Annotated in this window: 20 protein-coding genes; 3 read left to right on the top strand and 17 right to left on the bottom strand. The window is 61.3% G+C overall.

What is annotated here, in order from left to right; genetic code table 11:
* Positions 1 to 96: 96 nt before the first annotated feature.
* Together ACQY1P_RS05395 and ACQY1P_RS05390 are read right to left on the bottom strand one after the other, a co-directional pair.
* Positions 97 to 1,446: an LLM class flavin-dependent oxidoreductase gene (locus ACQY1P_RS05395; protein ID WP_430253325.1), complete on the bottom strand. Its 1,350-nt coding sequence runs from the start codon at positions 1,444 to 1,446 to the stop codon at positions 97 to 99.
* 211 nt (positions 1,447 to 1,657) lie between these two features.
* Positions 1,658 to 2,761: an aldo/keto reductase gene (locus ACQY1P_RS05390; protein ID WP_430253323.1), complete on the bottom strand. Its 1,104-nt coding sequence runs from the start codon at positions 2,759 to 2,761 to the stop codon at positions 1,658 to 1,660.
* Between the two features lie 98 nt (positions 2,762 to 2,859).
* Here ACQY1P_RS05390 and ACQY1P_RS05385 point away from each other — a divergent pair, with 98 nt between their 5' ends.
* Positions 2,860 to 3,750: a LysR family transcriptional regulator gene (locus ACQY1P_RS05385; RefSeq protein ID WP_430253321.1), complete on the top strand. Its 891-nt coding sequence runs from the start codon at positions 2,860 to 2,862 to the stop codon at positions 3,748 to 3,750.
* A gap of 181 nt (positions 3,751 to 3,931) precedes the next feature.
* Positions 3,932 to 4,630, top strand: coding sequence for a potassium channel family protein (locus ACQY1P_RS05380; protein ID WP_430249318.1), 699 nt, complete (start codon positions 3,932 to 3,934; stop codon positions 4,628 to 4,630).
* An 820-nt stretch (positions 4,631 to 5,450) separates the two neighbouring features.
* Here ACQY1P_RS05380 and ACQY1P_RS05375 read toward each other — a convergent pair.
* The 6 genes from ACQY1P_RS05375 to ACQY1P_RS05350 form a co-directional block, all read right to left on the bottom strand.
* Positions 5,451 to 6,554: an FAD-dependent oxidoreductase gene (locus tag ACQY1P_RS05375; protein WP_430253319.1), complete on the bottom strand. Its 1,104-nt coding sequence runs from the start codon at positions 6,552 to 6,554 to the stop codon at positions 5,451 to 5,453.
* Positions 6,547 to 7,221 (bottom strand): ATP-binding cassette domain-containing protein, encoded by a 675-nt coding sequence (locus ACQY1P_RS05370; RefSeq protein ID WP_430253317.1) that lies wholly within the window; start codon positions 7,219 to 7,221, stop codon positions 6,547 to 6,549. The genes ACQY1P_RS05375 and ACQY1P_RS05370 overlap by 8 nt, the downstream gene beginning before the upstream one ends.
* Positions 7,221 to 8,909, bottom strand: coding sequence for an ABC transporter permease (locus tag ACQY1P_RS05365; protein WP_430253933.1), 1,689 nt, complete (start codon positions 8,907 to 8,909; stop codon positions 7,221 to 7,223). Before ACQY1P_RS05365 ends, ACQY1P_RS05370 begins: the two co-directional genes overlap by 1 nt.
* A 42-nt stretch (positions 8,910 to 8,951) precedes the next feature.
* The gene (locus ACQY1P_RS05360) at positions 8,952 to 10,181 is read right to left on the bottom strand and encodes an ABC transporter substrate-binding protein (RefSeq protein ID WP_092662806.1); all 1,230 of its coding nucleotides are present in this window, start codon (positions 10,179 to 10,181) and stop codon (positions 8,952 to 8,954) included.
* Positions 10,182 to 10,268: 87 nt separating this feature from the next.
* Positions 10,269 to 10,514: a zf-HC2 domain-containing protein gene (locus ACQY1P_RS05355; protein ID WP_430253315.1), complete on the bottom strand. Its 246-nt coding sequence runs from the start codon at positions 10,512 to 10,514 to the stop codon at positions 10,269 to 10,271.
* A 35-nt stretch (positions 10,515 to 10,549) separates the two neighbouring features.
* A complete protein-coding gene (locus ACQY1P_RS05350) occupies positions 10,550 to 11,341 on the bottom strand; it encodes a TVP38/TMEM64 family protein (protein ID WP_430253313.1) in 792 nt (263 codons plus the stop codon).
* A gap of 154 nt (positions 11,342 to 11,495) precedes the next feature.
* On the opposite strand from ACQY1P_RS05350, the gene ACQY1P_RS05345 reads away from it, so the two are divergent.
* A complete protein-coding gene (locus ACQY1P_RS05345) occupies positions 11,496 to 12,104 on the top strand; it encodes a sigma-70 family RNA polymerase sigma factor (RefSeq protein ID WP_113110456.1) in 609 nt (202 codons plus the stop codon).
* A gap of 17 nt (positions 12,105 to 12,121) precedes the next feature.
* On the opposite strand, the gene ACQY1P_RS05340 is transcribed toward ACQY1P_RS05345, so the two are convergent.
* The 9 genes from ACQY1P_RS05340 to nirB all read right to left on the bottom strand — a co-directional run bounded on the left by ACQY1P_RS05340 (position 12,122) and on the right by nirB (position 25,827).
* Positions 12,122 to 12,739: a CDP-alcohol phosphatidyltransferase family protein gene (locus ACQY1P_RS05340; RefSeq protein WP_430253311.1), complete on the bottom strand. Its 618-nt coding sequence runs from the start codon at positions 12,737 to 12,739 to the stop codon at positions 12,122 to 12,124.
* Entirely contained in the window at positions 12,736 to 14,238 is a 1,503-nt protein-coding gene (locus ACQY1P_RS05335) for a dihydrolipoyl dehydrogenase family protein (RefSeq protein ID WP_430253309.1), read from the bottom strand. Before ACQY1P_RS05335 ends, ACQY1P_RS05340 begins: the two co-directional genes overlap by 4 nt.
* 164 nt (positions 14,239 to 14,402) lie before the next feature.
* A complete protein-coding gene (locus ACQY1P_RS05330) occupies positions 14,403 to 15,662 on the bottom strand; it encodes a DUF2254 domain-containing protein (RefSeq protein WP_062577753.1) in 1,260 nt (419 codons plus the stop codon).
* 254 nt (positions 15,663 to 15,916) lie between these two features.
* A complete protein-coding gene (locus tag ACQY1P_RS05325) occupies positions 15,917 to 17,905 on the bottom strand; it encodes a BCCT family transporter (RefSeq protein WP_430253307.1) in 1,989 nt (662 codons plus the stop codon).
* 549 nt (positions 17,906 to 18,454) lie between these two features.
* Positions 18,455 to 19,915 carry a siroheme synthase CysG gene (gene cysG / locus ACQY1P_RS05320; RefSeq protein WP_325265774.1) on the bottom strand — a complete coding sequence of 487 codons (1,461 nt, stop codon included), beginning with the start codon at positions 19,913 to 19,915 and terminating at the stop codon, positions 18,455 to 18,457.
* Positions 19,887 to 22,544 (bottom strand): molybdopterin-dependent oxidoreductase, encoded by a 2,658-nt coding sequence (locus ACQY1P_RS05315; protein WP_325265773.1) that lies wholly within the window; start codon positions 22,542 to 22,544, stop codon positions 19,887 to 19,889. Before ACQY1P_RS05315 ends, cysG begins: the two co-directional genes overlap by 29 nt.
* Before the next feature lie 16 nt (positions 22,545 to 22,560).
* The gene (gene cynS / locus ACQY1P_RS05310) at positions 22,561 to 23,043 is read right to left on the bottom strand and encodes a cyanase (RefSeq protein WP_348635233.1); all 483 of its coding nucleotides are present in this window, start codon (positions 23,041 to 23,043) and stop codon (positions 22,561 to 22,563) included.
* Positions 23,040 to 23,375: a nitrite reductase small subunit NirD gene (nirD, locus tag ACQY1P_RS05305; RefSeq protein ID WP_062463257.1), complete on the bottom strand. Its 336-nt coding sequence runs from the start codon at positions 23,373 to 23,375 to the stop codon at positions 23,040 to 23,042. Before nirD ends, cynS begins: the two co-directional genes overlap by 4 nt.
* Before the next feature lie 4 nt (positions 23,376 to 23,379).
* Complete coding sequence (gene nirB, locus ACQY1P_RS05300) at positions 23,380 to 25,827, bottom strand: nitrite reductase large subunit NirB (protein WP_430253305.1); 2,448 nt, start codon at positions 25,825 to 25,827, stop codon at positions 23,380 to 23,382.

Genomic DNA, 25,827 nt, shown 5'->3' with positions numbered 1-25,827 from the left:
CCTAGTCGCAAAAACTTCAAGAAAAATGCAAGTCGTTGGATTAACATGATAATTCGCAGTTTTACGCGCAAGGATGCTGTCGTGACCCTTTCACGCTCATGATTCACGCGCGGCGGTGAATCGATTGACCGGCATGGAGAGACCAAGGTTCTCGCGCAGCGTCCTTCCTTCGTACTCGTCACGGAAGAGACCGCGGCGGCGCAGTTCCGGGAGCACCAGTCTGACGAAATCATCGAGGCTGGACGGCAGGGTCGGGAACATCAGGATAAAGCCGTCGGCTGCCCGGGTCTCGAACCATTCCTCCATGAAGTCGGCAATCTGGGTGGGCGTCCCGGTGATACCATTGCCGGTGTGCTTTTCCGCATAGTGACGGATCAGCTCGCCGACCGTCCGGCCGCTTTTGACGAAATCCACAAGCTCGTCGAACAGCGCCCGCGAACCGCGTGGCGTCTCGGGCAGACGGTCCATGGGGAACGGCTGGTCGAGAGGAACGCCTGCGAGATCCGCCTCAAGAAATTCCGACAGCATCAGCCGACCGACATCGGGATGCAGCTTGTCGATCATGAAATCGACCTTGGCCTGCGCTTCGGCTTCGGTCTCTCCGACGTTGATGACAATGCCCGGCATGATCTTGAGATCGTCAGGATCCCGACCGTAGGCGGGCATGCGATCCTTGACGTTCTTATAGAAGGCCTGGTTGCGATCGATGTTGGAGGCGAGACTGAAGACGATCTCCGAGGTGCGCGCGGCAAGATCCATGCCGGGCTCCGACCCGCCGGCCTGAGCAATCACCGGGCGGCCCTGGGGCGACCGGGCGATATTGAGGGGACCCCGGACCTGAAAATGCTTGCCCACATGGTTGAGCGTATGCAGCTTATCCTTGTCGTAATAGATCCCGGTCTCGCGATCGAGCTTGAGTGCGTCCGCCTCGAAACTGTCCCACAGACCGAAAACGACATCGACGAATTCCGCACCCCGCTCGTAGCGCAGGGCGTGGGGATCGAGTCCGTCGCGGTTGAAGTTATAGCCCGTCTCGTTGTGATCTGATGTCACGACATTCCAGCAGGCGCGGCCGCCGCTCAAATGATCGATCGAGGCGAAGATGCGCGCGACGTTGTAGGGTTCGTAATAACTGGTCGAAACGGTCGCGACCAGACCGAGCTTTTCGGTGGAAACCGCGAGCGCCGAGAGAAGCGAAAGCGGCTCGAAACGGTTCATCTTGGTCGGCTGTCGCGCCAGGGCTGCCGGATCGCCGACAGCGGCCGCGGGAGAGTCCGCCATGAACATGAAATCGAACTTGGCCGCCTCGGACTGTTTCGCGACGTTGAGGAGATGGGCGAAATCATTGGCGCCGTTCACATCGCTATCAGGATGCAGCCATGAAGCGGGATGAAAGCCGAAGGTATAGACGAATGTGCCAAGCTTGAGTTTGTCGCGACGCGCCATGCTGTTATTTCGAACTCCCGATTGATGCCGATCGGTGCGCGGTATCGATCCGCTCTGCGCACACTTGCCCGAAGCTTAGCAGCAGCCTCCCGGTCGGCAAGAACCGACCGGTTGTTTTCGCGCAAATACCGCACGCAATCTGGGGGCAAGGGGATCAGCCCGCTCGATATCCCGGCCGACAACGCTAAAACATCGGCAAGGGTCCTGCCCGTCAGGACGGTGCGAAGGGTTGAACCGCCTGACCGCCGAACAATGTTTCCCGTGGGATTTGGAAGATGAAATACGGATTGAGGAGCGGCAGCATCGTTGCCTGTTCCAGCCGTTGCAAACGATCATCACTCAGTGTGATTGAGAGCGACGCGACGTTCTCCGTGAGTTGGGCGACTCGGCTCGCACCGATCAGAACCGAGGACACGCCGGGTCGGTTGACAACCCAGGCAAGCGCAACTTCCGCCGGGGAACGGCCGATCTCGTCTGCGACCGTCTTCACCACATCGACCACGTCGAAGTTGCGCTCGGTAAACAACATGCCCCCAAACGGATTGTCCCCGTTTAACCGGCCGTCGCTGTCTCCCTCGCTCGTCGGTGCACCGCTATCGGGCATCGCTGTGGCGCGCCCCGCATCGGCAATCTTGTCGCGACCATACTTGCCGGACAGCAAGCCGGCAGCGAGCGGGCTCCAGGGAACGAGCCCCAAGCCGAACTCGGCACCTGCCGGGATAACATCGAGCTCGACGCCTCTGTCGATGAGCGAATAACTGTACTGCAGGCCGATCGGCTTCGGAAGGCCGTGCGCTTCCGCAAGTGTTGCGATCTTGGCGACATACCAGGCCGGCGTGTTGGAAAAGCCGTAATGCAGGATCTTTCGGGCGTGCACCGCGTCCGCCAGGGTCTGCAGCACCTCCTCGGCGGGCGTCGTACGATCCCAGACATGGATCCAGTACATGTCGATATAATCGGTTTTCATCCGCCGCAGCGAACCCTCCATCCCGAGCCGGATGTTTTTCGCGCCATTCCCACCCCAGAGCGGCGTGCCCCGCGCGCGGGAAAAACCGGACTTGGTGGCGATCACCAGACGATCCCGGTTGCCGTTGTCCTTCATGAACGTGCCGAGCATGGTTTCGCTTTCGCCGCCCGAATAGATGTCGGCGGTATCGACGAAGTTGCCGCCAGCGTCGGTATAGGTATCGAACAAATCACGCGACGTCTTTTCACCGGCGCCCCACCGACCGGCGCCGAACGTCATCGTTCCGAGCGCGAGCGGGCTGACGATCAGTCCGGATTTGCCGAGTGTGCGGTAATGCGTGAGATCCATGCGTCTTCTCCATGCTGGTGATGACGAAGAACCTAGCAACACCTGCTCCTGCCGATTAGAGGTTGCGGGCGGCATGAACTTGTGAGCAGCTTGCAGCAATGGAGCGCAACCACCTCAATGATCTCGTGGCGTTCGCGACGGTCGCACGAGAGTGCAGCTTTACCCGTGCGGCCGCGATCCTCGCCATGTCGCCATCGGCACTCAGCCATGCGATGCGCGGGTTGGAAGAGAGGCTGGGCGTTCGGCTTCTGGCGCGCACGACACGCAGCGTGTCTCCGACGGAAGCGGGCGAGCGGCTGCTTCGATCACTGAACCCGGCGCTGGCGGAGATAGAAGACGGCCTGCAGGCAATGGCTGAATGGCGCGACAACCCGTCTGGCACAGTGCGGATCACCACCTTTGCCTATGCGGCCAGGATCGTGCTTCTCCCGAAACTGCCGGGTTTCCTGCTTGCAAACCCGGATGTGCGCGTGGAGGTCAACATTGACGACGGTTTGACCGACATCGTCGCGGCTGGTTTCGATGCGGGCATCCGGCTGGGAGAAACGGTCGACAAGGACATGATCGCAGTCAAGATCGGCCCGGACCTGAGGACGGTGGTCGTCGGCACGCCCTCCTATTTCGAGAGATACCCGCCTCCCCTGACACCCTATGATCTCGACCGTCATGCCTGCATCGGTTATCGGCTGAAGACATCGGGCGGACTTCTTCCCTGGGAATTCCAGAGGGGTGACAAGGAAATCAAGATCCGCACCCGCGGGCCTCTGGTCGCCAACGACGGCGATCTTCCGGCTGCAGCCGTACGAGCGGGCGCCGGACTCGGTTACATTATGGAGCATGACGTGGCGGAGGATATTGCGTCGGGCAAGCTCATCCAGGTCCTCGCCGACTGGTGCCCAAGATTCCCAGGTTTTCATCTTTATCACCCGAGCCGGCGACAATCCCCGCCGGCGTTGCGGGCGCTGATCGCTGCCTTGAAAACCAGTTGAGCAAGGGCTCCGCAATTTGCTACTGGCGCGGTCAGCAACGTGTTTTTGTGCGTACGCTTGATGACATCTCCTTTCGATCTATCTGGACCTCATGAAAATTGTCGAAAAAAGAAGCGACCGGATCAAGTTCAGGGACTGCGTGCGGTTGCTTGAGCGGCCTACGGGTCGGAACGCCATCGCCATGCAGGCAGCATTTGCGGTCGTCGATCTGGCGATCTTGGCATTCTTCCTGCTCGGCCCGTATCTTCGGTCCAGCCCGTCCTATCTGATCGTCGATTACATCATCGCAGCCTGGATCGGCTTGGAGCTCATGGTCCGCGCCGTCGCAGCGCCGTCACTGCGACACTGGCTCGCAAGGCCGTTGACCTGGATCGATCTCGTCCTCCTGGTGACGCTGCTTTTCCCCGACGCGCTGTTCAACTTTGCCTTTCTTCGCGTCATGCGCCTTTGGGCCATCGGACAAAGCCCCTTGCTGAAGGAGGTTCTGCGGCGTGCAGGCTGCGTGTCCTATCTGGACGTCGTGCGCGCCGTGCTGAACTTCCTGGTGTTCCTGTTTCTGATGACCGGGTTCGTTTACACCACGTTCTTCTACAATCGTGACGGAAGCGAAGGTTTCATCGACGCGCTCTACTTCACGGTGGCAACGGTCACCACGACCGGTTTCGGAGATATCACGCTTCCGGGGACGGTCGGCAAGCTGACATCCGTCTTCACCATGATCATCGGCATCTCGCTGTTTGTCCGGCTGGCGCAGGCGATCGTCAGGCCGCACAAGGTCACGTTTCCCTGCCCGCGCTGCGCTCTGCAACGCCATGACGCAGACGCGGTGCATTGCAAGGCCTGTGGAGAGGTGTTGAACATTCCGGATGAGGGCAGTTGAGATAGTGCACTAAATCTTCACTATTTTTCACCCTGTGACACCGCCGAAGATCCGCTCGCGGACTCTAGAATGTTCGTAGGCGGGTTTAATAATTTTGTCCGCGCCCTTGTCGAATGCATGCCATCCGAGGACTTGTTCGGTGATTTGCCCCCTCCCCGGTGCCTATCTCGTTGTTCGACAAAGGCGCGGCAGCCCACGGTTCTAATGGGACTTGCTCGCAGTCAAACATGCGTCAATGCCGCAATTGTCCGCAATGCGCACCCTGTTGTTTGTAATCAATGCATCCTCCTTCGATCCTTCCCCAGGACAACAGTCATATATAAAGAAGATGATTGATGCCCAACTGTTAGAGAAGAACTGGATCAGGGAAACGGCGCTAGCGCAGCGACTTCCGCAGTCCGAAAAACGAGAAAGACACTCGTAATTGTGCGGGGGAAATGTGGAAATCGCCTGGAATCAAACACACCTAAGAACGCTTCACTGGCGGACTGGACAGTAAGGCCTCATGCTTTGACTGCAACGCCAACCGTCAGCTAAAGGTTACTTAATTTCGAAGAGGCGTCGATCCGTTCGCTTAACCTTTCACAGTTAGCTGCGATGTTGAGTTGCTTATCTCATAGCCGAAATTGCCTGGAAATCCGTCGTCAATCGCTGAGCACGTGAACGAGTGCGTTCAGTAGTACGCAGTCGGGCTTCCTTAACCTGAAGATCTAGTTACCACACTCCAGGTATGCTTCCACATCGAAAGGCTGCAGGAAGTAAACAGAACGGGGAAGCCTCGGGCTGGGGTGAGGAAGTCGAAAGCGGCCCGCTCGCCGCTTCACTCCCGATATTTCCGCATGAAGCGGCTGTCGATGCGATGCTTCCACTTGGCCACCCAGCGGCCGGCCACGGCTATGTTCCACTTGTCGGCAATGGCCCGCCCGTCGGCGAGAGAGATCAGTGCCAGCCACTGCCGTTGCGGTTGATAAGAAAGCGGGGCTTCTCCGCAGAGGCTGCGGAGGATGTTCTCGGCCAGGACCGGTCCTTGGCGCACGGCAAACACGCCGGCCTTTGGACGGGGGCTCGGCAGGGATGCGACGTCGCCGGCGGCGAAGACATCCGGATGCGACAGGGATCGCAACGTTTCGTCCACGCAAATGAAACCGCTTCGGTCGAGGAGAAGGCCGGTCTCGCGCAAGAAGGCTGGGGCGCCGCTCGACGTCGTCCAGATGACCTCGTTCACCGCAAGTCGCCGCCCATCGCGGGCGATGAGTTCAGCGTCGTGGAAAGCGACGACATCGAACGCGGGGTGATGGGCGATGGCCGCCCTTCGCAATTCCCGCTCCAACACATGCCGCGCCCGCCGACTGCGCTCCGGAACCAGCTCCGCTGCCCGTCCGACGAGGGTTATGCGGATGTCTCGTCCGGCAAACCGGCGTCTGAGCGCGAAGGCGACCTCGACGCCTGCCAACCCCTGCCCCACGACTGCCAGCGCTGAGAGGCGCCCCTCCACAGCCATCGCATCGAGCCGGGCAAGGCGATCGGCAAAGCTTGCGATCGGCTTTACGGAGATGCCGGCCGATATGCCTTCGGGCAGTATAGGGGTGGAGCCTATATCGATCGAGAGCAGACCGTAGCCGAGGCTTTGGCCGCTCGCAGTAAAGACGACGCGGCGTTCCGGGTCGATAGCGGTCGCCGCGGTTTCAGCAAAGGTGACGCCAGATCGCGCGCACAAGGTCGCCAGATCGATGTGGAAATCGTCGAAACCATATTTCCCCGAGATATGGCCCGGAAGCATGCCGGAATAAGGCGCATAGCGAGACGGCGAAACCAGCGTGATCTGCGCACCGAGACCCATCTGCCCAAGAAGGCGCACCACCTCGACATGGGCGTGGCCACCACCGAGAAGCACGACCGGGATTTTCCCGCTCGCGTCAGTCATGAGCCGCTCCCTTTACTCCGATACGATGAACGGCACCGCGAGCGGCCTCGGCATCTGCCTCGTCATGGGTGACGAGAATGACCGGAAGGCCGGCGGTCCTTGCGCGCTCGAACACGAGGGTTCGCATCTGGGCGCGCAACTCCATGTCGAGCTTGGAGAAGGGTTCGTCGAGCAGCAGCAATCTGGGCCGGGAGACGAGAACGCGGGCAAGCGCCACCCGGCCTTTTTGTCCGCCGGAGAGCGTGGCCGGGTCCCGGTCGGCAAAATCTGCAAGGTTCATGTCGGCGAGAATGTCTGCCGCGATCTGCCGGCGTTGGCGGCGATCTCGCACATCTGCCGGAATGGCGAAGGCGACATTGGCGCCAACAGACATATGCGGGAAGAGCAGCGGGTCCTGGAACAGGATCCCGGCGCGACGGGCTTGCGGCTCCAGCGACAGGAGATCGACACCATCGACAAAGACGGTCCCTTTGGCGTCGAATACAGGATCGAGAAACCCGCCGATGAAGGACAGCAAGGTGGATTTGCCCGATCCCGAAGGTCCCATGACGGTGACGACTGAACCGGGAGGAACGTCCGCGGTCAGCGCGATCAGGCTGACACCACCCAGACGGATCAACACATTCGAGAGGGAGAGGCCATTGGTCGGCTGTCGCTGGACGATCATCAGACCCTCATATCCCGGCGGTTGCGGTGGAGCGCTGCGGGGATCAGCGCGAAGAGCACGAAGGCGAGGAAAGGCAGGATGGTCTGCAGCAGGGCATAGACTCCGATGACACGGCGGTTGTTGCCGGAGGCTAGAGCGACGGCCTCCGTGGTGATGGTCGAGAGCCGCCCCTCCCCGATCAGGAGGGTTGGCAGATACTGCCCAACCGAGACGGCAAAGCCAAGGGCAAGTGCTGTCAGGATCGGACGGACCAGCATGGGCAGGCGGATCGACACGAGCACCGACAGCCGTGACCGGCCGAGTGCTGTCGCAATGATCTCGTAGCGACGATCGAGCGCGCGCCAGGGATCGGCGAGCGAGAGAAAGACATAAGGCAGCACAAAGACCAGGTGCACGAGCACGAGGGCTGTCAGCCTGTAATCGCCGCCACCACTACCGATGAAAAGCAGCTGCAGGCCGAAAACGAAGGTGATCTGCGGCACGATCAGCGGCAGGTAGAGCATCAACAGCGCCTTCTGGCTCACGCGGCGTCCCGTCTGAATCTCCCGCTCCAGGCAGCCGACGGTCAGCAGGATGGCCAGCAGCGTCGAGGCGAGACCTGTCACCAGTGTCGTTACGAGCGGATCGCCAATGCGCGGCAAGGCACTCATCCAGCTCCTCGGCGTAAAACTCTGCGGCAGGATATCGGGAAACTGCCACAGACCGGCGACAGACCAGATGGCCAGAATGGCGAGGCCTGCGAAGACGGCTCCGCCGATCAGGCCGACGACCAGGATCGACGCGCGGCGCAGCAACTGGTCGCGAACGAACCGCCATCCCCTGTCCCGCGATGCGCGGAGCAGGACCGCAGCGACCCGCTCCAGCATCAACCACAAGAGCAATCCTGCCAGGGTGACGCCCAGTTGCAGGACGGCACCGGCCGAGGCGAGGAAACGCACGGACAGATCCGGATCGTTCATCCACTGGACGAGCCGGGTCGCGAGCGTGCCGGGCAGGTTGGGACCAAGGATCAGCGCCACATCCACGACCGAGGACGAGTAGGCGATGACGGCATAGACGGCAAAACGGATCTGCTGGTAAAGCGACGGCCAGAGCAGGTAGACGAAGCCCGCAATACGCCCATAACCGAAGGAGGCTGCAAGCCTTCGCGCAGCGGAAAGCTCCACCTGCGGCAGGGCCGCCAACGTGACCAGAAACAGGAACGGTGTTTCCTTGATCACGAGGCCCGCGATCATCGTCAGCCCCATCGGGTCATGGGGGATAAGAATGTCCGGCGGCCGATCAATGCCAAAGAGAGGCGCGACGAGGCGAATAAGGAAACCCGATGGCGCGATCAGGAAGGCGAGCCCGAAAGCGGCCGCCGCATGGGGCACGGCCAGGAGAGGCGACAGCAGATGCTGCAGGCGTGACAGCGTCGGTGTGCCGGCGTAACTCGCAACGAAGATCAGCGTGATGCCGAGAGAAATCAGGGTGGCGGCGAGGCCGGTTGCTACACTCAAGACTGCCGCTGTTGGCAGACCCGGTGTCGCCGCAAGATCTCGAAAGGGTTGCAGGCTGAGGTCATGTCCGCCGAGTGCGGGCAGATAGCCGAAGGCCGGCAGCAACGTGCCGAGGAGCCCGAAAGTGATCGGCAGGACCAGAAGGCTAAGCGTGACGGCAACCGCACTCCTCGGAAGAAGTGCGGTCATTCCGTTCAAAAAGGAGCGATCGGTCGCCTGGGCTGTCACAGCTCAGTTTCCGCTGGCGTAGCGCCGGCGCCATTCGACCTCGATGCGCTCCATCCAGCTCGCATGCGGCTCGGCAATCACGGGGCCGAGCTTGTCCGGCGCAAGGGTGGCTGCGCCGAGGTCGAGCGCTTTGAAGGCGGCACGATCCGGCTCCGGCAGTTTTGACATGGCGAGAACGGTCGGATCACCCCAATAAGTCGGGTCCTGCTTGCGAAGCTGCGCTTCAGGCGAGATGAGGAAGTTCGCCGTCACCAGCGCCCCCTCCTTCGCATTGGCATTGTAGGGGATGGCGACGAAATGGGTGTTGCCGAGCGTGCCTTTGGAGAAGGTGAAGGAGCGCACGGTCTGGGGCAGTTCGCCGGCCTTGATCCCGGCAGAGGCTTCCGACGGATTGAAGGCGAAGATGATGTCCAGTTCGCCGTCGGCCAGCTTCTGTTTCATATCCGAATAGTTCTGCGGGAATGTCTTGCCCGAACGCCAGGCTGCCGGATGCAACTGGTCGAGATAGGCAAAGAGCGGCTCGACATCAGCGTTAAAAGTCTCTTCGCTGACCGGCTTCGCCAGTTTGGAGGGGTCGGCGATCACCTCGCTCAAAACCTGTTTCAGAAAGGACGAGCCGCTGAAGTCCGGTGGGGCCGGATAGGAAAACCGGCCTGGGTTCTTCTTCGCCCAATCGAGAAGCGCAGTCGCGTTGTCCGGCATGGCGAAGGCTTCGGTGCGCGCGCTGTCATGGAAGAAAACCATCTTCGCGCCACCCCAGGGGCTTTCAAGGCCCTCTGTCGGCTCGGTGAAATCTGTGAGGATGGTCGGCTGGTTTTCGACATCGACATAGGCCCAGTTGGGCAGCGAGCTTGCCCAGCCGGGGGTGAGGAGCAGCCCTTGCTGCTTCATCGAGACGAAGTTTTCGCCGTTGATCCAGATGAGATCGACCGAGCCGCCGTCATTCTTGCCGGCGGCTTTCTCGGCGATCACCTTGGCGACCGCGCTTGCGGTATCCTCGAGCTTCACCTGCACCACGCTCACCCCGTAGCGTGACTGCATCTCGGCGCCCACCCATTCGAGATAGGCGTTGATGTTTTCCGAGCCGCCCCAGGCGTTGAAATAGACCGTCTGGCCGGTTGCTGCCTTCTCGACGGCTGCCCAGTCGGAAAGCTCGGGGCCGGCGGCTTTCGCCGGAAAGCTACTTGTGGCTGCCATCAAAGCGGCGGCGAAAATCCCTGTCATCAATCGCATTCTGTGCCCTACTCCCTGAAAGTCGACCGCCTGACGCTGACGCGCTGCGGCTCCTGTTTGAATTACGTCTTCGAGATGCGCCGGGTTTCATGCTTTCTTGCCGGGACCCATTTTTCGTCGCGCGAGCGCGGCCGCAATCTCCTCGCTTGGTGCCGGATCATGTAGGGCGCCCGCCATTGCAGTCAGATCATGGGTGATGCGCATCTGTTCGACGAAGGCCCGGCATCCCCGGCAAATCGCCAGGTGGAGCTTGATGTTGAGCCGCGGCCAGAAGCCGAGATCGCCGTCGATCAGAAGGCTGGCGCGCTCGACCACTTCACTGCATCGAAACATGGCTCAGCCCTCCCCGGATGTGGTAAAGTGAACGCTCATTGCGAACTCCTGCGCTTGCGGATCTGCCGCACGAGCGTCGGGATCAGCGCCACCAGCGCCAGCGCGAAGAAGGCGAGCGTGATATCGCGCGTCACGAGATCCGAAATCTGCGCTTGCCTTCCGCTCGCCTGCGCGGCGACCAGCACACTGTCAACTCCCTGGCCGAGATAGGCATAGGCGAAAGTTCCTGGCAGGATGCCGAAGAACGTGGCGGCTATGAACCGCCCGAGGCTGATGTCGAACAGGGCAGCCGCGATATTGACGACGAAGAAGGGAAAGACCGGAGCGAGCCGGATGACGAAGAGATAGCCGAAGGCATTCTCCTGGAAACCGTCCGCCATCTTCTTGATGACCCCATCAACCCGGTGGCGCAGAAAATCGCCGAAGGCCGAGCGGGTGGCGAGGAACAGGATCGCCGCACCGACCGTCGCACCAACAGCCACCAGCGCTCCCCCGATCATCCAGCCGAAGAGGAAACCACCGAAGATGGTCAGCACGGACGCTGCCGGAAACGAGAAGGCGACGGCCGCGGTATAGACGAGCAGGAAGATGACCGCCGACCAGAGGACATTGGCGTCGACGTAACTCCTCAAGGCCTGCCGTTGTTCGGCAAGAAATTTGAGGCTGAGATAGTCCTGCAGGCCGAAGACATAGCCAAGTGCGAGGCCGGTGATGACGAGGACCACGGGCGTATAACGCCACCTGCTACCTTTGCCGACAGCGCCCTTCGAGGTGGCGGGCTCGTCATCCGGCGGCGCGCCGTGTTGTGGGGAACGGCTGTCAATCATGGCGGTTTCCGTGAAGCTGCGGCATGCCTTGTGGGATCGGATGTACCGGCGCGACAGATCCCCCATGGTCACTATGGCTTGATAGGATCGAATGCGGCTGGACTTTGAAGGCGATTGTTTTGCTAATGACGCCTGAGCTGAGGCTGGGGGCAGCATGGCGCAGGTGGAAGGTGATGATCGGGCTCTGGCGCTGCGTCTCGCCGACGGGGATGCGGCAGCGTTCGAAATGCTCTATCGCCGGCACAATGCCGCGATGATCCGTCTTTGCAACGGCATCGTCCGCTCGCGTGTCATCGCGGAAGACGTCGCGCAGGACACCTGGGTCACAGTGCTCGACCGCATCGATCTCTTCGAAGGGCGCGGATCGCTTGCAAGCTGGATCTACACTATCCTGATCAACAAGGCGCGCAGCCGCGCCAGACGCGAAGGCCGCACGGTGTCCTTCGACGATTTTGGTGTCGACGGCACCCTCAACGACGCGTTCGACGGGCGCGGCCACTGGCGCACCATGCCCGCACTTTGGGAAAATCTGACGCCGGAACGCCATGTCGAGGGTCGAAGCGTTCTGCAGCATGTGGAAGCCGTCATCGAAACGCTGCCGCAGGCGCAGCGCGCGGTGCTGATCCTGCGCGGCCAGCAGGAGCTCGATCCGGCGGAGGTCTGCACCCTTCTCGACATTTCCGAGGGCAATATGCGGGTACTTCTGCACCGAGCGCGGCTGACGGTGCGCAACGCGCTTGACCGGCTGAATGCGGATCTCTGAGAGGGACACGGCGTGGCTCATCGATCATCTCCGGAAAAGGCGACCCAGCCCTGGCGCCAGCGGATGACGGTCGTCACCCCGCAAAGCGCGGCAAATCCATAGGCAATCAGCGGGAAATGCCAAGGCAAGAGGCACATGGCGATGAAGACCGCGATCGTCTCGAAGCCTTCGGCGAGACCGCCAGCGTAGTAGATGCCCTTGGTGGGAAATTCCGGGGCCTCGCGGCCGAGTTTCGCCGCAACTGCCGAGAAAGCGAGGAAGGACGAGCCTGTGCCGACGAAGGACACGATCAGCACCGCTGCGGGCAGCGCATTGATCTCGGGCACCGCAACCGCGAAACCGAGCGGGATCAGCGCGTAGAAGACCATGTCGAGCGCGATGTCGAGATACGCGCCACGATCCGTCGGACCATGCAGGCGGGCAACCGCACCATCGAGCCCGTCCAGCGCCCGGTTCACAAGGATCAGCAGAAGCGCCACCCAAAAGTAGCCGAGGCAAAGCGCGGCAAAGGCGCCGAGCCCGCCCATGAAACCAACGAGGCTGATCTTATCTGCACGAACCCCGCGATGGGCTAGAAACGCAGCGATGGGCTGCAGAGCTGCCTTCTGCAGCGGCAGGATCTTGGCGTCAATCATCCGCGCCTCCAGGTCTGGAAGCGTTCAAGCAGCGAGAGCAGAAACCCGTTGATGTGATTGCGGCGCCACTGACCGGCCACCAGCTTGTTGGCCTCTGCGAGCGTCGGGTAAATGTGGATCGTGCCGAGGATCTTGCCGAGCCCATGGCCATGTTTCATGGCGAAGACGAATTCCGCCAGCAGGTCGCCGGCATGCTCGCCGACAATCGTTGCACCCAGGATCTTGTCCTTGCCCGGCACCGTCAGCACCTTGACGAAGCCACGGGCGGCCCCATCGGCGATCGCGCGATCGAGATCGTCCAAGCCAAAACGCGTGACCTCATGCGGTATCTTCGTCTCCTTTGCCTCGGTCTCGGACAAGCCCACCCGCGCCACTTCTGGATCGGTGAAGGTCGCCCACGGAATGACTGAGTAATCAGCCTTGAAGCGCTTGAGATCACCGAACAGCGCATTGACAGCGGCAAACCAGGCCTGATGTCCGGCGACATGGGTAAACTGGTAGGGCCCTGCCACATCGCCGGCGGCGAGAATGTTCGGATGAAGGGTCTGGAGGTATTCGTTGGTCTCCACCACACGATCGACCTTGATGCCGAGATCCTCGAGCCCGAACCCCTTCAGCCGCGGGGCGCGTCCGACCGCGACAATGATCTCGTCGAAGCCGATGCGGAACCTAGTCCCATCCTTCTCGACCTCGATCCATTTTTCACCGGCATCCACCCCACAGGCGACCGCCTTGTGGCTGGTCAGCACATTGACGCCGTCCGCCTTCATCGAGGCTTCGACGAGCGCGGCCGCATCCTCGTCCTCGCGCATCATCAGCCGTAGTGCCATCTGGATCTGCGTGACCTCGGAGCCAAGCCGAGCAAAACTCTGCGCTAGCTCGCAGCCAATCGGCCCTCCGCCGAGCACCACGAGCCTCTGCGGCACAGAAGGCCGATCGCGGAGCCGCTCCCACATGGTATCGGATGTGAGATAGCCAATTTCGGCGAGGCCCGGTATCGGGGGCACAAAGGCCTGGGCGCCGGTCGCAATGATGATCGCGCGCGTCGTCAGACGCTGCATGCCGCCTCCGTTCAGGGCAATCTCCACCGTCCAGGGATCGATCAGCTTTGCGTAGCCTTGCAGGACGTCGACGCCCAGCCCCGTATAGCGTTCGACGCTGTCATGCGGCTCGATTTCGGCGATCACCTTGTGGATCCGCTCCATCACCGCAGAGAAAGGCACCTTCGGCTCGACCGGCTCCAGGCCATAATGGTCCGCATGGCGCATCTGGTGCGCCACCTTTGCGCTCTTGATCAGGGCCTTCGAGGGGACGCAGCCATAGTTCAGGCAATCGCCGCCCATCTTGTTCGCCTCGACCAGCGTCACCTTCGCCTTGGCGGCGGCAGCGATATAGGCCGACACCAGCCCGGCGGATCCGGCGCCAATGATCACCAGGTTGCGATCGAAACGCTTCGGCCGCGTCCAGGTGGATCGGGAAAAGCCCTCGTTCTGGTCCATAGATTTCGTCTTTCCACCCGCAATAGACGTTGCTTCAGGAAGACGCGCAGGAATCCACATTGTTACAAGGCTTCATCAAGATTTCCTGTGATGAATGGATTTTCCCTTCAGAACAGCGCTATTACGCGATGCTGGCTTCGCTCGTCACGCTTGAACAACCGCAGCTACAATCCCCCAACCGCCTCTGCCGCGGCTTTTACGCGCTCGAAATCCGCCGGCAAAGTCAGTCCATGTTTGGCCCGCTCAAGGGCCTCCCTCGAGTGGCGTATGGCATTTTCGCGATAGCGATCATGTTCAAACGTCGCGAGAATTCGCAGCACTTTCTGCAATCTCAGCCCGACTTCGACAACGCCGGCGCCGTCCCGCGCGATCGGTGTGAAGAGATCATCAAACAGTTCGTCAAGGCTGATCGCCGGCACGTAGACATTTGGATACGGCACTTCATGCTCATCCTCCCCTGTCGTTTCGTTCCAGACAGCCAGAACCCGCACTGTCCGCGTGAGAACATCGATCGCGGTACCGGGATCGTTGGTGGCCGCCGAAAGGGCGCGAGACGCAATCTCCGACAGAACTGCAGCGCCAAATCGCGGGTCCTGATCATAGGACCTGGTATCGCCCACCGTGAAACAGCGGGAGATTGCCGTTGTCTCCTCGCCGTCATCGGCGCCCTCGATCCACGCAACCGGCGTCGACGGATCCACAAACTGACCCGGAATCATGTGAATGTATATCTGCGCTTTCGCGTCGGTTGCGATGCCGGAAAGGGCGCCGGTATCAAGATGCTGCACGTACCCTATCCGATCGACAAAGACCGGTCTCGCCGTGGCCGGAATGGTCTCTGCAGCGCTTAACCGGCTTCCGCCGAGATACGGTTGCTTACGCCGGGACCGCATCGCCTCTACGGTGACCTTTTCCACTCTCTCGGTCGTTTCTGTGACACGCCCGAGCCTGGAAAGGTGGTCGATCCAATGCAAGAGCGTGACGACAATCAGCACAATCACGGCAACTGTCACAACAAAGAGAACGACGCGACCGCGGTCGCCGTAGGCGCCGGTGCTCAAAGCGATGATCCCGACAAGACTGAAGAGGAAGGAGCCGATGAAGGTCGCGAGCACGTTTTGCGTCGTGCTGTCCTCCATGACCAGCGTGGTCGCGCGGGGCGTGACGTTGCTGGTTGCAGCCGAATAGGCCGACACCATCGTGCTGAGAGAGAATGTCGTGACTGTCAGCATACTTGAGGCAATGATGCCTAGTATATTATCGACAGCGTCAGCGCCAATCTTCGTGGGAAGATCACCCGGAATGAACGGACTGGCGACGATGGCGACAAGTGCGGTGATAATGGCAAGGATGGAAAACAGACTTGCCCGAAACCAGATTTTCCGGACCAGTTTCGACAAAAGCCAAACCCAGCGTGACGTCATCGGTATTCTCACTCTTCTGGCTCATCGCGGGCCGTCTCTTGTCGACGTCTCAGGTGTACGCCTTTGCCTGCCAAGTTGGGATTAATCAGGTCGCCCGTCAGTCTGCCGCGACAGTTGGTGTCCGCTTTGGAGCTCAACCCACGTAGCGGGACCTAGGATCAAGCGTCTGCGAACAGACCGCCTTCCGCTACGATGAGCGTCGGACCTGTTATGGTAACAGGCGCGCCTTGCAACGAGGCCGCCCCCCATAACAGCTATATTCCGGATGGATGTTCTGGAGCACTGTGGACCAGCTGAAACTCCGGCGAATGCACCAGGTGAAGATAGCGTTCGAACTGCGCCAGGACGTCGCTGATGAGTTGATCGCGCGACATCCCCATCACGTCATACCCGCGATTGCCGCTCGAGAAATAGGTCCGCGCCTCAAAGCGAAACTCAGGCTCTCCGGCCCGCACAGGCGTAAAACTCGCGACGCGCTGCTTTGTGGGTGTGACACCGTAGACAAAGTCACGAACATCTTGTGCGGGTGAGCGCAGGACGATCGCTCCGTCCGTGTCATCGACCACCTCAGCATGCCGTCCCCTGGAGGTCAGTTCCTGCGCGACCTGATCAAGGGCTGGACGCACATGCGTGTCGATGAAGCGACGGACATCGGCTTCGGTCGCGGTGGCCAGCATCAGGGCCAGTCTCCGCTGCCAGGTCTGCCCGGATGCCGGCTGGGCAGCCGGAAGTGTGGCGCCGTTGTGCGCATCGCGCTGTGCAAGGTCCTCTCGCATGCCCAGATACAGCGAAAGGACGAGACCGAGCATGATCACGGCAAACGGCAGCGCGCTGGCGACAGTAGCAGATTGCAGCGCCGTCAGGCCACCGGCGAGCAGCAGGCACCCCGCCACGAAACCTTCCATAACGCACCAGAAAACCCGCTGTCCTGTTGTCGTGTTCGTCTCGCCGCCGGCTGCAATGGAGTCCACGACCAGCGCACCCGAATCTGCCGAGGTGATGAAGAAGATCGACACCAGCAGAACCGCGAGCGTCGAGGTAATTGCCGGCAGCGGCAGATACTCGAAGAACCGGAACAGCCCCACTGATACGTCATTGGCGATAGCCGCGCCGAGAGCGCCGTTGGCGATGCCGGTATCGATAAACATCGCTGTATTGCCGAACACCGTCATCCAGAAGAAGGTGAACCCGGCGGGAATGAAGAGGACGGCGACGACGAATTCCCGCACGGTTCTGCCGCGGGAAATGCGGGCGATGAACATGCCGACGAATGGCGACCAGGAGATCCACCAGGCCCAGTAGAACAGGGTCCAGGCATCAACCCAGGGCGTCGGCTCATAGGCGTAGATGTTGAATGTGCGCAGGACCAGCGTGTCGAAATAGAGACCGAGGTTCTGCACGAAATCCCGAAACAACAGGCTGGTCGGACCAACCACGAGAACGAAGATCATCAACAGGATGGCGACGATAAGATTGGTTTCCGACAGGATGCGGACGCCCTTGTCGAGGCCGGTCACGACCGACACGGTCGCCATCGCGGTCACAACTGCGATCAACGGCAACTGCACAGCGATGCCGATCGGAACGCCGAGAAGGTGGTTGAGACCCGCATTGATCTGCGAGACGCCGACACCGAGCGACGTGGCGATCCCAAACATCGTGCCGACAATCGCAAAGATATCCACCGCGTGACCGATCGGACCATCGATACGGTTTTTGAGAAGCGGATAGAGGCCGGAACGGATCGTCAGCGGCAGGTTGTAGCGATAGCCGAAATAGGCGAGCGACAGGCCGACAACGGCGTAGATTGCCCAGGCGTGTATCCCCCAATGGAAGAAGGTCACGGTCATTGCTTCGCGCATGGCTGCGACCGAACGCGGCTCGGCCGTCGGCGGCGCCATGAAATGCGTCATCGGTTCACCGACGGCGTAGAACATCAGGCCGATCCCCATGCCGGCGGCAAACAGCATGGCGATCCACGACAGAAAGCGGAAATCGGGAACGGAATCATCCGGACCAAGCTTGAGCTGTCCGAAGCGGCCGAAACAGAGCAGCAGGACGGATGCGAGAAATATGCCGACGGAAAGCAGATAGAACCAGCCGAACGCGCCGAGGATCGATGCCTGCACGGCGCCAAAAAAAGCGCCCGCTTGCCCGGGTATGGCGATGCCGACCACCAGAAACAGACCGATGACGATGACTGAGCCGTAGAAAACCGGGGGGTTGATGACAAAACTTTTCATACCGCGGATTTGTCCTCCTGCGCTCCGACTTGCGGATCATTGGGACGGACGATCCCGCCCCAATCCGGCCGCTTTTCAGGGAAACTAGGCGGCGCTCCTGAAAAGTCCACAATGACGACGCAAGCAGATGCCTATCGCAAATGACCATCCTTCGACCATGACGACGAAGCATGATACGAGACCGAAGTTTGCAATCGTGCTCCAGCTTGGCCCTCGTTACTTGCGAACAGCGTATGTCGGCCTCCGGTGAGGCGTTGAAATGCGCGGCACGGATGAATATGCTCGGAGACGAACTCGCCGCGGGTCGCGTCTGTTGAGCGACGTACGCCGACGGCACTCGAAGAGCTCTGTAACAATGGCTCCTATCGCAAACTTCGGCGGCGGCATGCTTCGCGATTCAGACCTTCAAACATGTCGGAGACGGTCGATCCTTGGGACGAGGCTGATGTCTTGAAGGCGATGCTAATCGCATTGCAAGTGTGTGAAGTTTGCAAGGACGAGCCGATTAAGCGGCTAGGAAAGCGGTTGCCGTTTTCACGCAGACAGGCTTCAGCTGCGAATTCGAGATGGCAATCCTGCGTAATCCGATACTCCGGCAACCGCGCCGAACACATCTCCGACCCCGATCAGCACAGGCTCCTCGACGCCGATCGTGCGCATGGCATCGCCAAGGCTTGCGAGCGGGCCAGACCAGCGCTGTTCGTGCGGGCGGCTGACGGAGGAGACAACGACAACGGGCGTGTCAGCTGTCATCCCGTTGTCCATCAAGCGCTGCTCGATCTGGCCTGCCATGCGTCCGCCCATGTAGAATACCGAGGTCTGGTCGGGTTTGGCGAGCGAGGCCCAGTCGACGGTCTGGGGCAGTTCATGATCCCGCGAATGGGCCGTGACGAAGCGGACCTGCTGGGCGTGGTCGCGGTTGGTGAGCGATGTCTTCAGCGACGCAGCCATGGCCGACGCTGCGGTGATGCCCGGTACCACGTCCACGGCGATGCCCTCGCTTTGCAGCCGGGCGATTTCTTCGCCAGCCCGCCCGAAGATCATCGGGTCACCGGATTTAAGCCGGACAACGCGTTTGCCGTCCTTTGCGAACCGCACCATCATGTCGTTGATGTCATCCTGGCGACAGCTCTCCCGTCCGCCTCTCTTGCCGACGAGGAACCGCTTTGCCTCACGCCTCGCCAGTTCCAGCACCTCCGGCGAGACAAGATCATCGAACAGGATGACATCGGCGGCCTGCAGCGCCCGCATGGCCTTGAGCGTGAGCAGTTCGGCATCTCCCGGCCCCGCACCGACCAGGGTCACCGATCCCAAACTCGGAACCGAGGCGATCTGCTCGGCGGTGGCGAGCAACCGGTCCGCGGTATCTTGCGCTGGTGGCTCGTTGGTCGAGAGGCTTCGGGCAACGAAACGCTCCCAGAAAAGGCGTCTTGCCGGACCCGGCGAAAGCCGGCGGTTGACCGCCTCCCGCACCGACTGCGCAAGGCCTGCCCATTGCTTCAGCGCCGGCGGCAACAGTGTTTCGATCCGCTGGCGGATCGCCTGGGCCAGAATCGGTGCCGCCCCGTCCGTCGAGATCGACACGATCACCGGAGACCGGTTGACGATCGAGCCGAACTGGAACTGGCAATAGGCAGGCTTGTCGATCACATTGACGGGGATGCCGGCCGCGCGCGCCGCGCAGTAGAAGGCCTGCGCCTCGGCTTCGGTCTCGCAGTCGGCGAGCGCCAGCGACGCCCCGGCGAAGATACCGCAATGCCAGGGATGGTCATGATGCGTCAGCCCGGTCCGCGCGACCAACGCCTTCATCGTGTCGCCAAGCTCAGCGGTTTCGCAGTAGAGCTCCACCTCAGCGCCGCAGGCCTGCAGAAGCTCTGCCTTCCAGGCGGCGCCATCCGATCCGCCCGCCATGACCGCCCGCTTGCCCGAAAGGTTCCAGAAGACCGGCAGCTTGGCGAGTGCTGCGATGCGTTCGTTTCCGTCACTCTGCTGCAAGGGTTTGCGTCGCATCCAGGATCCTCCTGATTTCGGGGCGGCAGGAGCCGCAATTGGTTCCGGCATTCAAGACTAGGCCGACGGCTTCCACAGAACGGCAACCGCGATGGGCGGCGGCACTAATCTCATTGATACCGACCGAAAAACAAGAGCAGACGATCGCGCCCTTGTCCGGTCGCCCCGCTGCCGGACGGCCGGCTATGAGCATGGAACGGGTGCGGCTGTCCAGATGCCGCTCCTTCAGCTGCTCGACCGCCCATTGCCGCGATACGCTGACCGGTTCCGGTGCCACGAACAAGGCTGCCAGCAGATGCTCTCCGTCAAAGGCGAGCAGGCGGTGATCCCCGGCCTGCCGGTCGAGGTAACCGGAGAAGTCCTGGCGCTCGTCGAGTTGCAAGCTGCGCCGCAACCAGTCCTCCCAGCCATCGGCGGGCGGGTCGCCTGCAAATTCCAGTCGGTAACCGCTTTCGGTTCTCGCGATCGCCCAATAGGCAAACGGGAGATCGAGCGGACGCTTCGCCGTCACCAGGAAGCCATGCGCTTGCGCCTCGTGGCGGGAAACGGAAACGCGCGCCATCTTCAAGGCAGGCTGGCCGGACACCGGATCGACGCGGCGTGGAACCAGCGTATCGACGCGGGCACTCGGCGCCGTCTCGCCGGTCCAGTGCATGGGAATGAAGACCGACCCCCGCATCTGCCGTTCAGTCAACAGGGCGCGCACGATGATCGACCTGCCGTTTTCGCCTTCGACATGCACGAGGTCGGCATCGCCGATACCGACGTTCGCCGCGTCCGCCGGATGGATCTCGCAGAAGGGCTCCGCGATATGGGCGGAGAGCCGGGCACTCTTTCCCGTGCGCGTCATCGTATGCCAGTGATCGCGGATCCGGCCCGTATTGAGGGTTAAGGGAAAACAGGCATCCGTCTTTTCCAGCGCGGGCGTCGCGACCGGTACGAGACGAGCCCTTCGATCGGCAGTGAAGAAACCACCATCGGCGAAGAAACGGGCAAGCGTTGAACCGTCACAACGCGACGGCCACTGGAATGGCTGGAGCTCCTCATAAGCGCTGTGGCTGATTGCGGCATGGGCGCCGATGTCGAAATCGCGCTCGCCCTCGTTCTCGAACGCGGATAGGGCCGCGTGCTCGGCGAAGATCTCGCCCGGAGCGCCGTAATCGAAAGCCGGGCCGAACCCCATACGCTTAGCCACCTCAGCCATCTGCCACCAGTCGGCGCGGGCCTCGCCCGGCTCAGATAGGAACGGTCTCTGCCGGGAGATTCGACGCTCTGAATTCGTCACCGTGCCGGATTTTTCGCCCCAGCCGGTGGCCGGAAGCAGGACATGGGCGAGACGGGCCGTATCGGTATCCTGCTGGATGTCCGAGACCACCACGAAGGGGCATGCCTTGAGGGCCGCCTTGACCGCATCGGCCTCGGGCATGGAGACAACCGGGTTGGTCGACATGATCCAGATCGCCTTGATCCGTCCGTCCGCCACCGCCTCGAACATGTCGACGGCTTTCAGGCCGGGTCTGTCGGCGATGGTGGGTGAATTCCAGAAGCGCTGCACCCGATCCCTGTGCACCGGGTTCTCGATTGCCATATGGGCCGCCAGCATGTTGGCGAGGCCGCCGACTTCGCGTCCGCCCATGGCGTTGGGCTGGCCGGTCAGCGACAGAGGTCCCATGCCGGGCCGGCCGATCCGGCCTGTCGCCAGGTGGCAGTTGATGATGGCATTGACCTTGTCCGTGCCGACAGCCGACTGGTTGACGCCCTGGCTGTAGCAGGTGACGACCTTCTCGGTTTCTCCGAAGAGACGGTAGAACTGGCGGATGAGCATGCCGGACACGCCCGTCGCCTCCGAAAGGTCGGAGACAGAGCCGGGTGACGCTGCCATCAACGCTTCGGGGAAGCCGGATGTGTGCCTCGACACGTAGTTTTCATCCACCGCTCCGGTCTCGGACAGATAGTTGAGCAACCCGTTGAACAGGGCGATGTCGCCATCGGCGGCCACGGCCAGATGCAGATCGGCGATGTCGCTGGTCGCGGTTTTGCGCGGGTCGATCACCACCACCTTCATGGAAGGCCGGGCAGCCTTGGCCGCCGCCAGACGCTGGTAAAGGACAGGATGGCACCAGGCCATGTTCGAGCCGACCAAGACCACCAGATCCGCCAGCTCCAGGTCCTCATAGCAGGCCGGGACGGTATCGGCGCCGAAGGCGCGGCGATGACCGGCAACGGACGAAGCCATGCACAGGCGTGAGTTGGTGTCTATGTTGGCGGAGCCGATAAACCCCTTCATCAGCTTGTTGGCGACATAATAGTCTTCGGTCAGCATCTGCCCGGAAACATAGAAGGCGACGGCATCCGGCCCGTGCTCGGAAATTGTCCGCTGGAAGTTTGCGGCAACGAGATGGAGCGCTTCGTCCCAGCCGGCTCTTTCGCCATGCACTTGAGGGTAAAGTGCGCGACCGTCCATATCCAGCGTTTCGGCCAGCGCCGAGCCTTTCGAACAAAGCCTTCCGTAATTGGCGGGATGGTCAGGATCGCCCGCCACGCTGATCTTGCCCTCGTCGTCGACTGCGGCGATCACGCCGCAGCCGACACCGCAATAGGGGCAGGTCGTCTTGGTTACACCGGACATGGTGGCTTCCCGCATCTCACCAACTATTGTAACCGAGATATTTTCCGCTCATGCGAATCTCAATGCGGTCGCCCTTCGGATTGGCAACCTTCTCCACCACCATGTCAAAATCGATGGCGCTCATGATGCCGTTACCGCATTTCTCCTGGATGAGCTCTTTCAGGGTCTCGCCGTAAACTCCAACGATCTCGTAGAGCCGGTAGATGCAGGGATCGGTAGGGATATCGCGACCCCAGACCTTGGTCGGGAACTCCGCCAGGACGACAGCACATTCCTGGGGCAGACCGAGATCGCGCACCAGAAGATCGGCCTTCACGCGTGGCAGCGCATTCATTCCAAGGCAGGCCGAGGTAACAAATACCTCGCTCATGCCGATCCCTTCGGCAATCGAGGCCCAGCTCAGGCCGGCCTGCCGCTTCTTCTCGTAGATCATCTCGGTCACGTCTGATTTTGACAGCATCATTGCCTCCTTGGGAATATGCGGGATGGGGGTGTTCACTCGGCCGCTTCCAGCCGTCTCTCCAGGAGGATGGACAATTCGCCGTCCGTGTTGCGCAGCGGCAGTGTCGCGACGGAGCCTTCGTCGGCGCCGAGTGCGCGGCCGCTCTCAAGCGAGATCACCCAGTTGTGCAAGGGGCAGGTCACGGCCTTGCCATGGACGATGCCCTGGGAGAGCGGACCGCCCTTGTGCGGGCAACGGTCCTCGATTGCAAAGACCTCGTTTTCGGCCGTGCGAAACACGGCAACCTTACCCTGCGGCGTCTTTACGCAACGCGCCCCGCGCAGCGGAATGTCGTCTATTCGACCGATCGTCATCCAGTTGCTGTTCATCGCCTCACTCCGCTGCCTGGTTGTAGCTGATGGTCGCCATGGGCTTGAACTCGTGCTTGTCCTTGCCCGAGACACGCTCCGACCAGGGGTCGACCTGGGCGAATGTCTGGGAGAAGACGAAACGGTCGTAATAGGCACGGCGTTTTTCGGGATCGCCCATGATCTGGCGGCGGATCTCGTCGTGGCCAATGCGTTTGGCCCATTTGTAGATGCGCTCAAGGTAACGGCCCTGCTCGCGATACATCTGGGTGAGCGCCACGATATGCTCCAGCGCCTCATCCTCGGTTTTCACCAAACCCAAAACATCCGTGCCCTTGATATCGAGACCGGCGGCACCGGCGAAATGGATCTCGAAACCGCTGTCGACGCAGATCACTCCGATATCCTTGCAGGTGGCTTCGGCGCAGTTGCGCGGACAGCCGGAGACGGCAAGCTTCAGTTTGGCTGGTGTCCACGAGCCCCACATGAACTTCTCGACGCGGATGCCGAACCCGGTCGAATCCTGCGTGCCGAAGCGGCACCAGTCGGAACCGACGCAGGTTTTTACCGTGCGCAAGCCTTTGGCATAGGCCTGACCCGAGATGAATCCGGCCTTGCCGAGGTCGGCCCAGACGGCCGGCAGATCTTCCTTCTCGATGCCGAGCAAATCGATGCGCTGGCCGCCGGTCACCTTCACCATCGGTATTTCGAACTTGTCGACGACATCGGCGATGGCGCGCAGTTCCGCGGCGTTCGTCACACCGCCCCACATGCGCGGCACGACCGAATAGGTGCCATCCTTCTGGATGTTGGCGTGCACGCGTTCGTTGATGTAGCGCGACTGGTAGTCGTCGGCATATTCGTCCGGCCAGTCGCAGACGAGATAGTAGTTGAGCGCAGGCCGGCACTTGGCGCAGCCGCAGGAGGTCTTCCATTGCAGTTCCTGCATGACGGCGGGAATGGTCTTCAGACCCTTGGCCTTGATTAGGCGGCGGACGTCGTCGTGGCCAAGCTCGGTACAGGTGCACATCGGCGTGACGGCGGCCGGGTTGTAAGCATCGCCCAGCGTCAGCGCCATCAGCTGCTCGACGAGGCCAGTGCAGGAGCCGCAGGATGCGGATGCCTTTGTGTGGGCGCGGACGTCATCCAGCGAGGTCAGACCCTTGCCGGTGATGGTCGTGGTGATCTTGCCCTTGCAGACGCCGTTGCAGCCGCAGATTTCCGCATCATCCGGCAAGGCTGCAACGGCCGCCATAGGGTCCAGCGGAGACCCTCCCTGGTAGGACTGGCCGAATATCAGGGTGTCGCGCATTTGCGAGATATCGGTCCCGCGTTTCATCAGGTCGAAGAACCAAGAGCCATCCGCCGTTTCGCCGTAAAGCACGGCACCGACGATCTTGTTGTCCTTCAGCACTAGCCGCTTGTAGATACCGGCGGACGCATCGCGCAGCACGATTTCCTCGCGGTCGGGCGCTTCGGCAAAATCGCCTGCCGAAAACAGGTTGATGCCGGTGACCTTGAGCTTCGTGTTGACGACGGAGCCATGATATTCGCTGGTCCCGCCGATGAGGCGATCAGCGAGAACCCGGGCTGCTTCATAAAGGGGCGCAACGAGCCCGTAGCAGATCCCGCGGTGTTCGGCGCATTCGCCAAGCGCAAACACATGCGGGTCGGAGGTCATCATGCCGTCGTCGACGACGATGCCGCGGTTGACGGCGATGCCGGCCTCCTTGGCAAGGCTCGACGCCGGGCGGATGCCGACGGCCATGATCACCATGTTGCCGGTGATGACGCGGCCGTCATCCAGCTCGATACCCTCGACCTCGTCGGTGCCAAGGATCCGCTTGGTATTGGCCTTGGTGATGATGTCGATGCCGCGTTCGGTCAGCGCCTTTTCGAGCAGATAGGCGGCGGGCGGATCGAGCTGACGGTCCATGATGGTCGGGTTGAGGTGAATGACGGTCACCTCCATGCCCTGCCGCTTCAGCCCGTAAGCAGCCTCCAAGCCCAGCAGCCCGGCGCCGATGACGATGGCGCGGCCCTTGGCGCCCGCAATCTCGACCATCTTCTCGACATCGGCGAGATCGCGGTAGGCGAGAACGCCGGGCAATTGGTGACCCGGAACCGGGATGATGAACGGGAGAGAACCGGTGGCGATGACAAGCTTGTCATAGGCTGCGGTAATGCCGTTGGCCGAGGTGACCGTCTTCGCCTGGCGGTCGATCTCAGTGACCCTTGCACCCTTGTGCAGGGTCACGCCATGGGTGGCGTACCAGTGGTCATTGTGGATGACGATGTCGTCGTAGCACTTTTCGCCGGACAGAACCGGCGAGAGCATGATGCGGTCATAGTTGACGCGGGGTTCGGCGTTGAAAATGGTCACGTCGAAACGACCGGGGGCCTTTTCGAAGAGCTCTTCCAGCATGCGACCGGGCGCCATGCCGTTGCCGATGATAACGAGCTTTTCCGTCAT

Source organism: Neorhizobium sp. DAR64872/K0K18 (assembly GCF_050500175.1).
GTDB lineage: Bacteria > Pseudomonadota > Alphaproteobacteria > Rhizobiales > Rhizobiaceae > Neorhizobium > Neorhizobium soli.
This window is presented reverse-complemented; position numbering and strand designations above follow the sequence as displayed.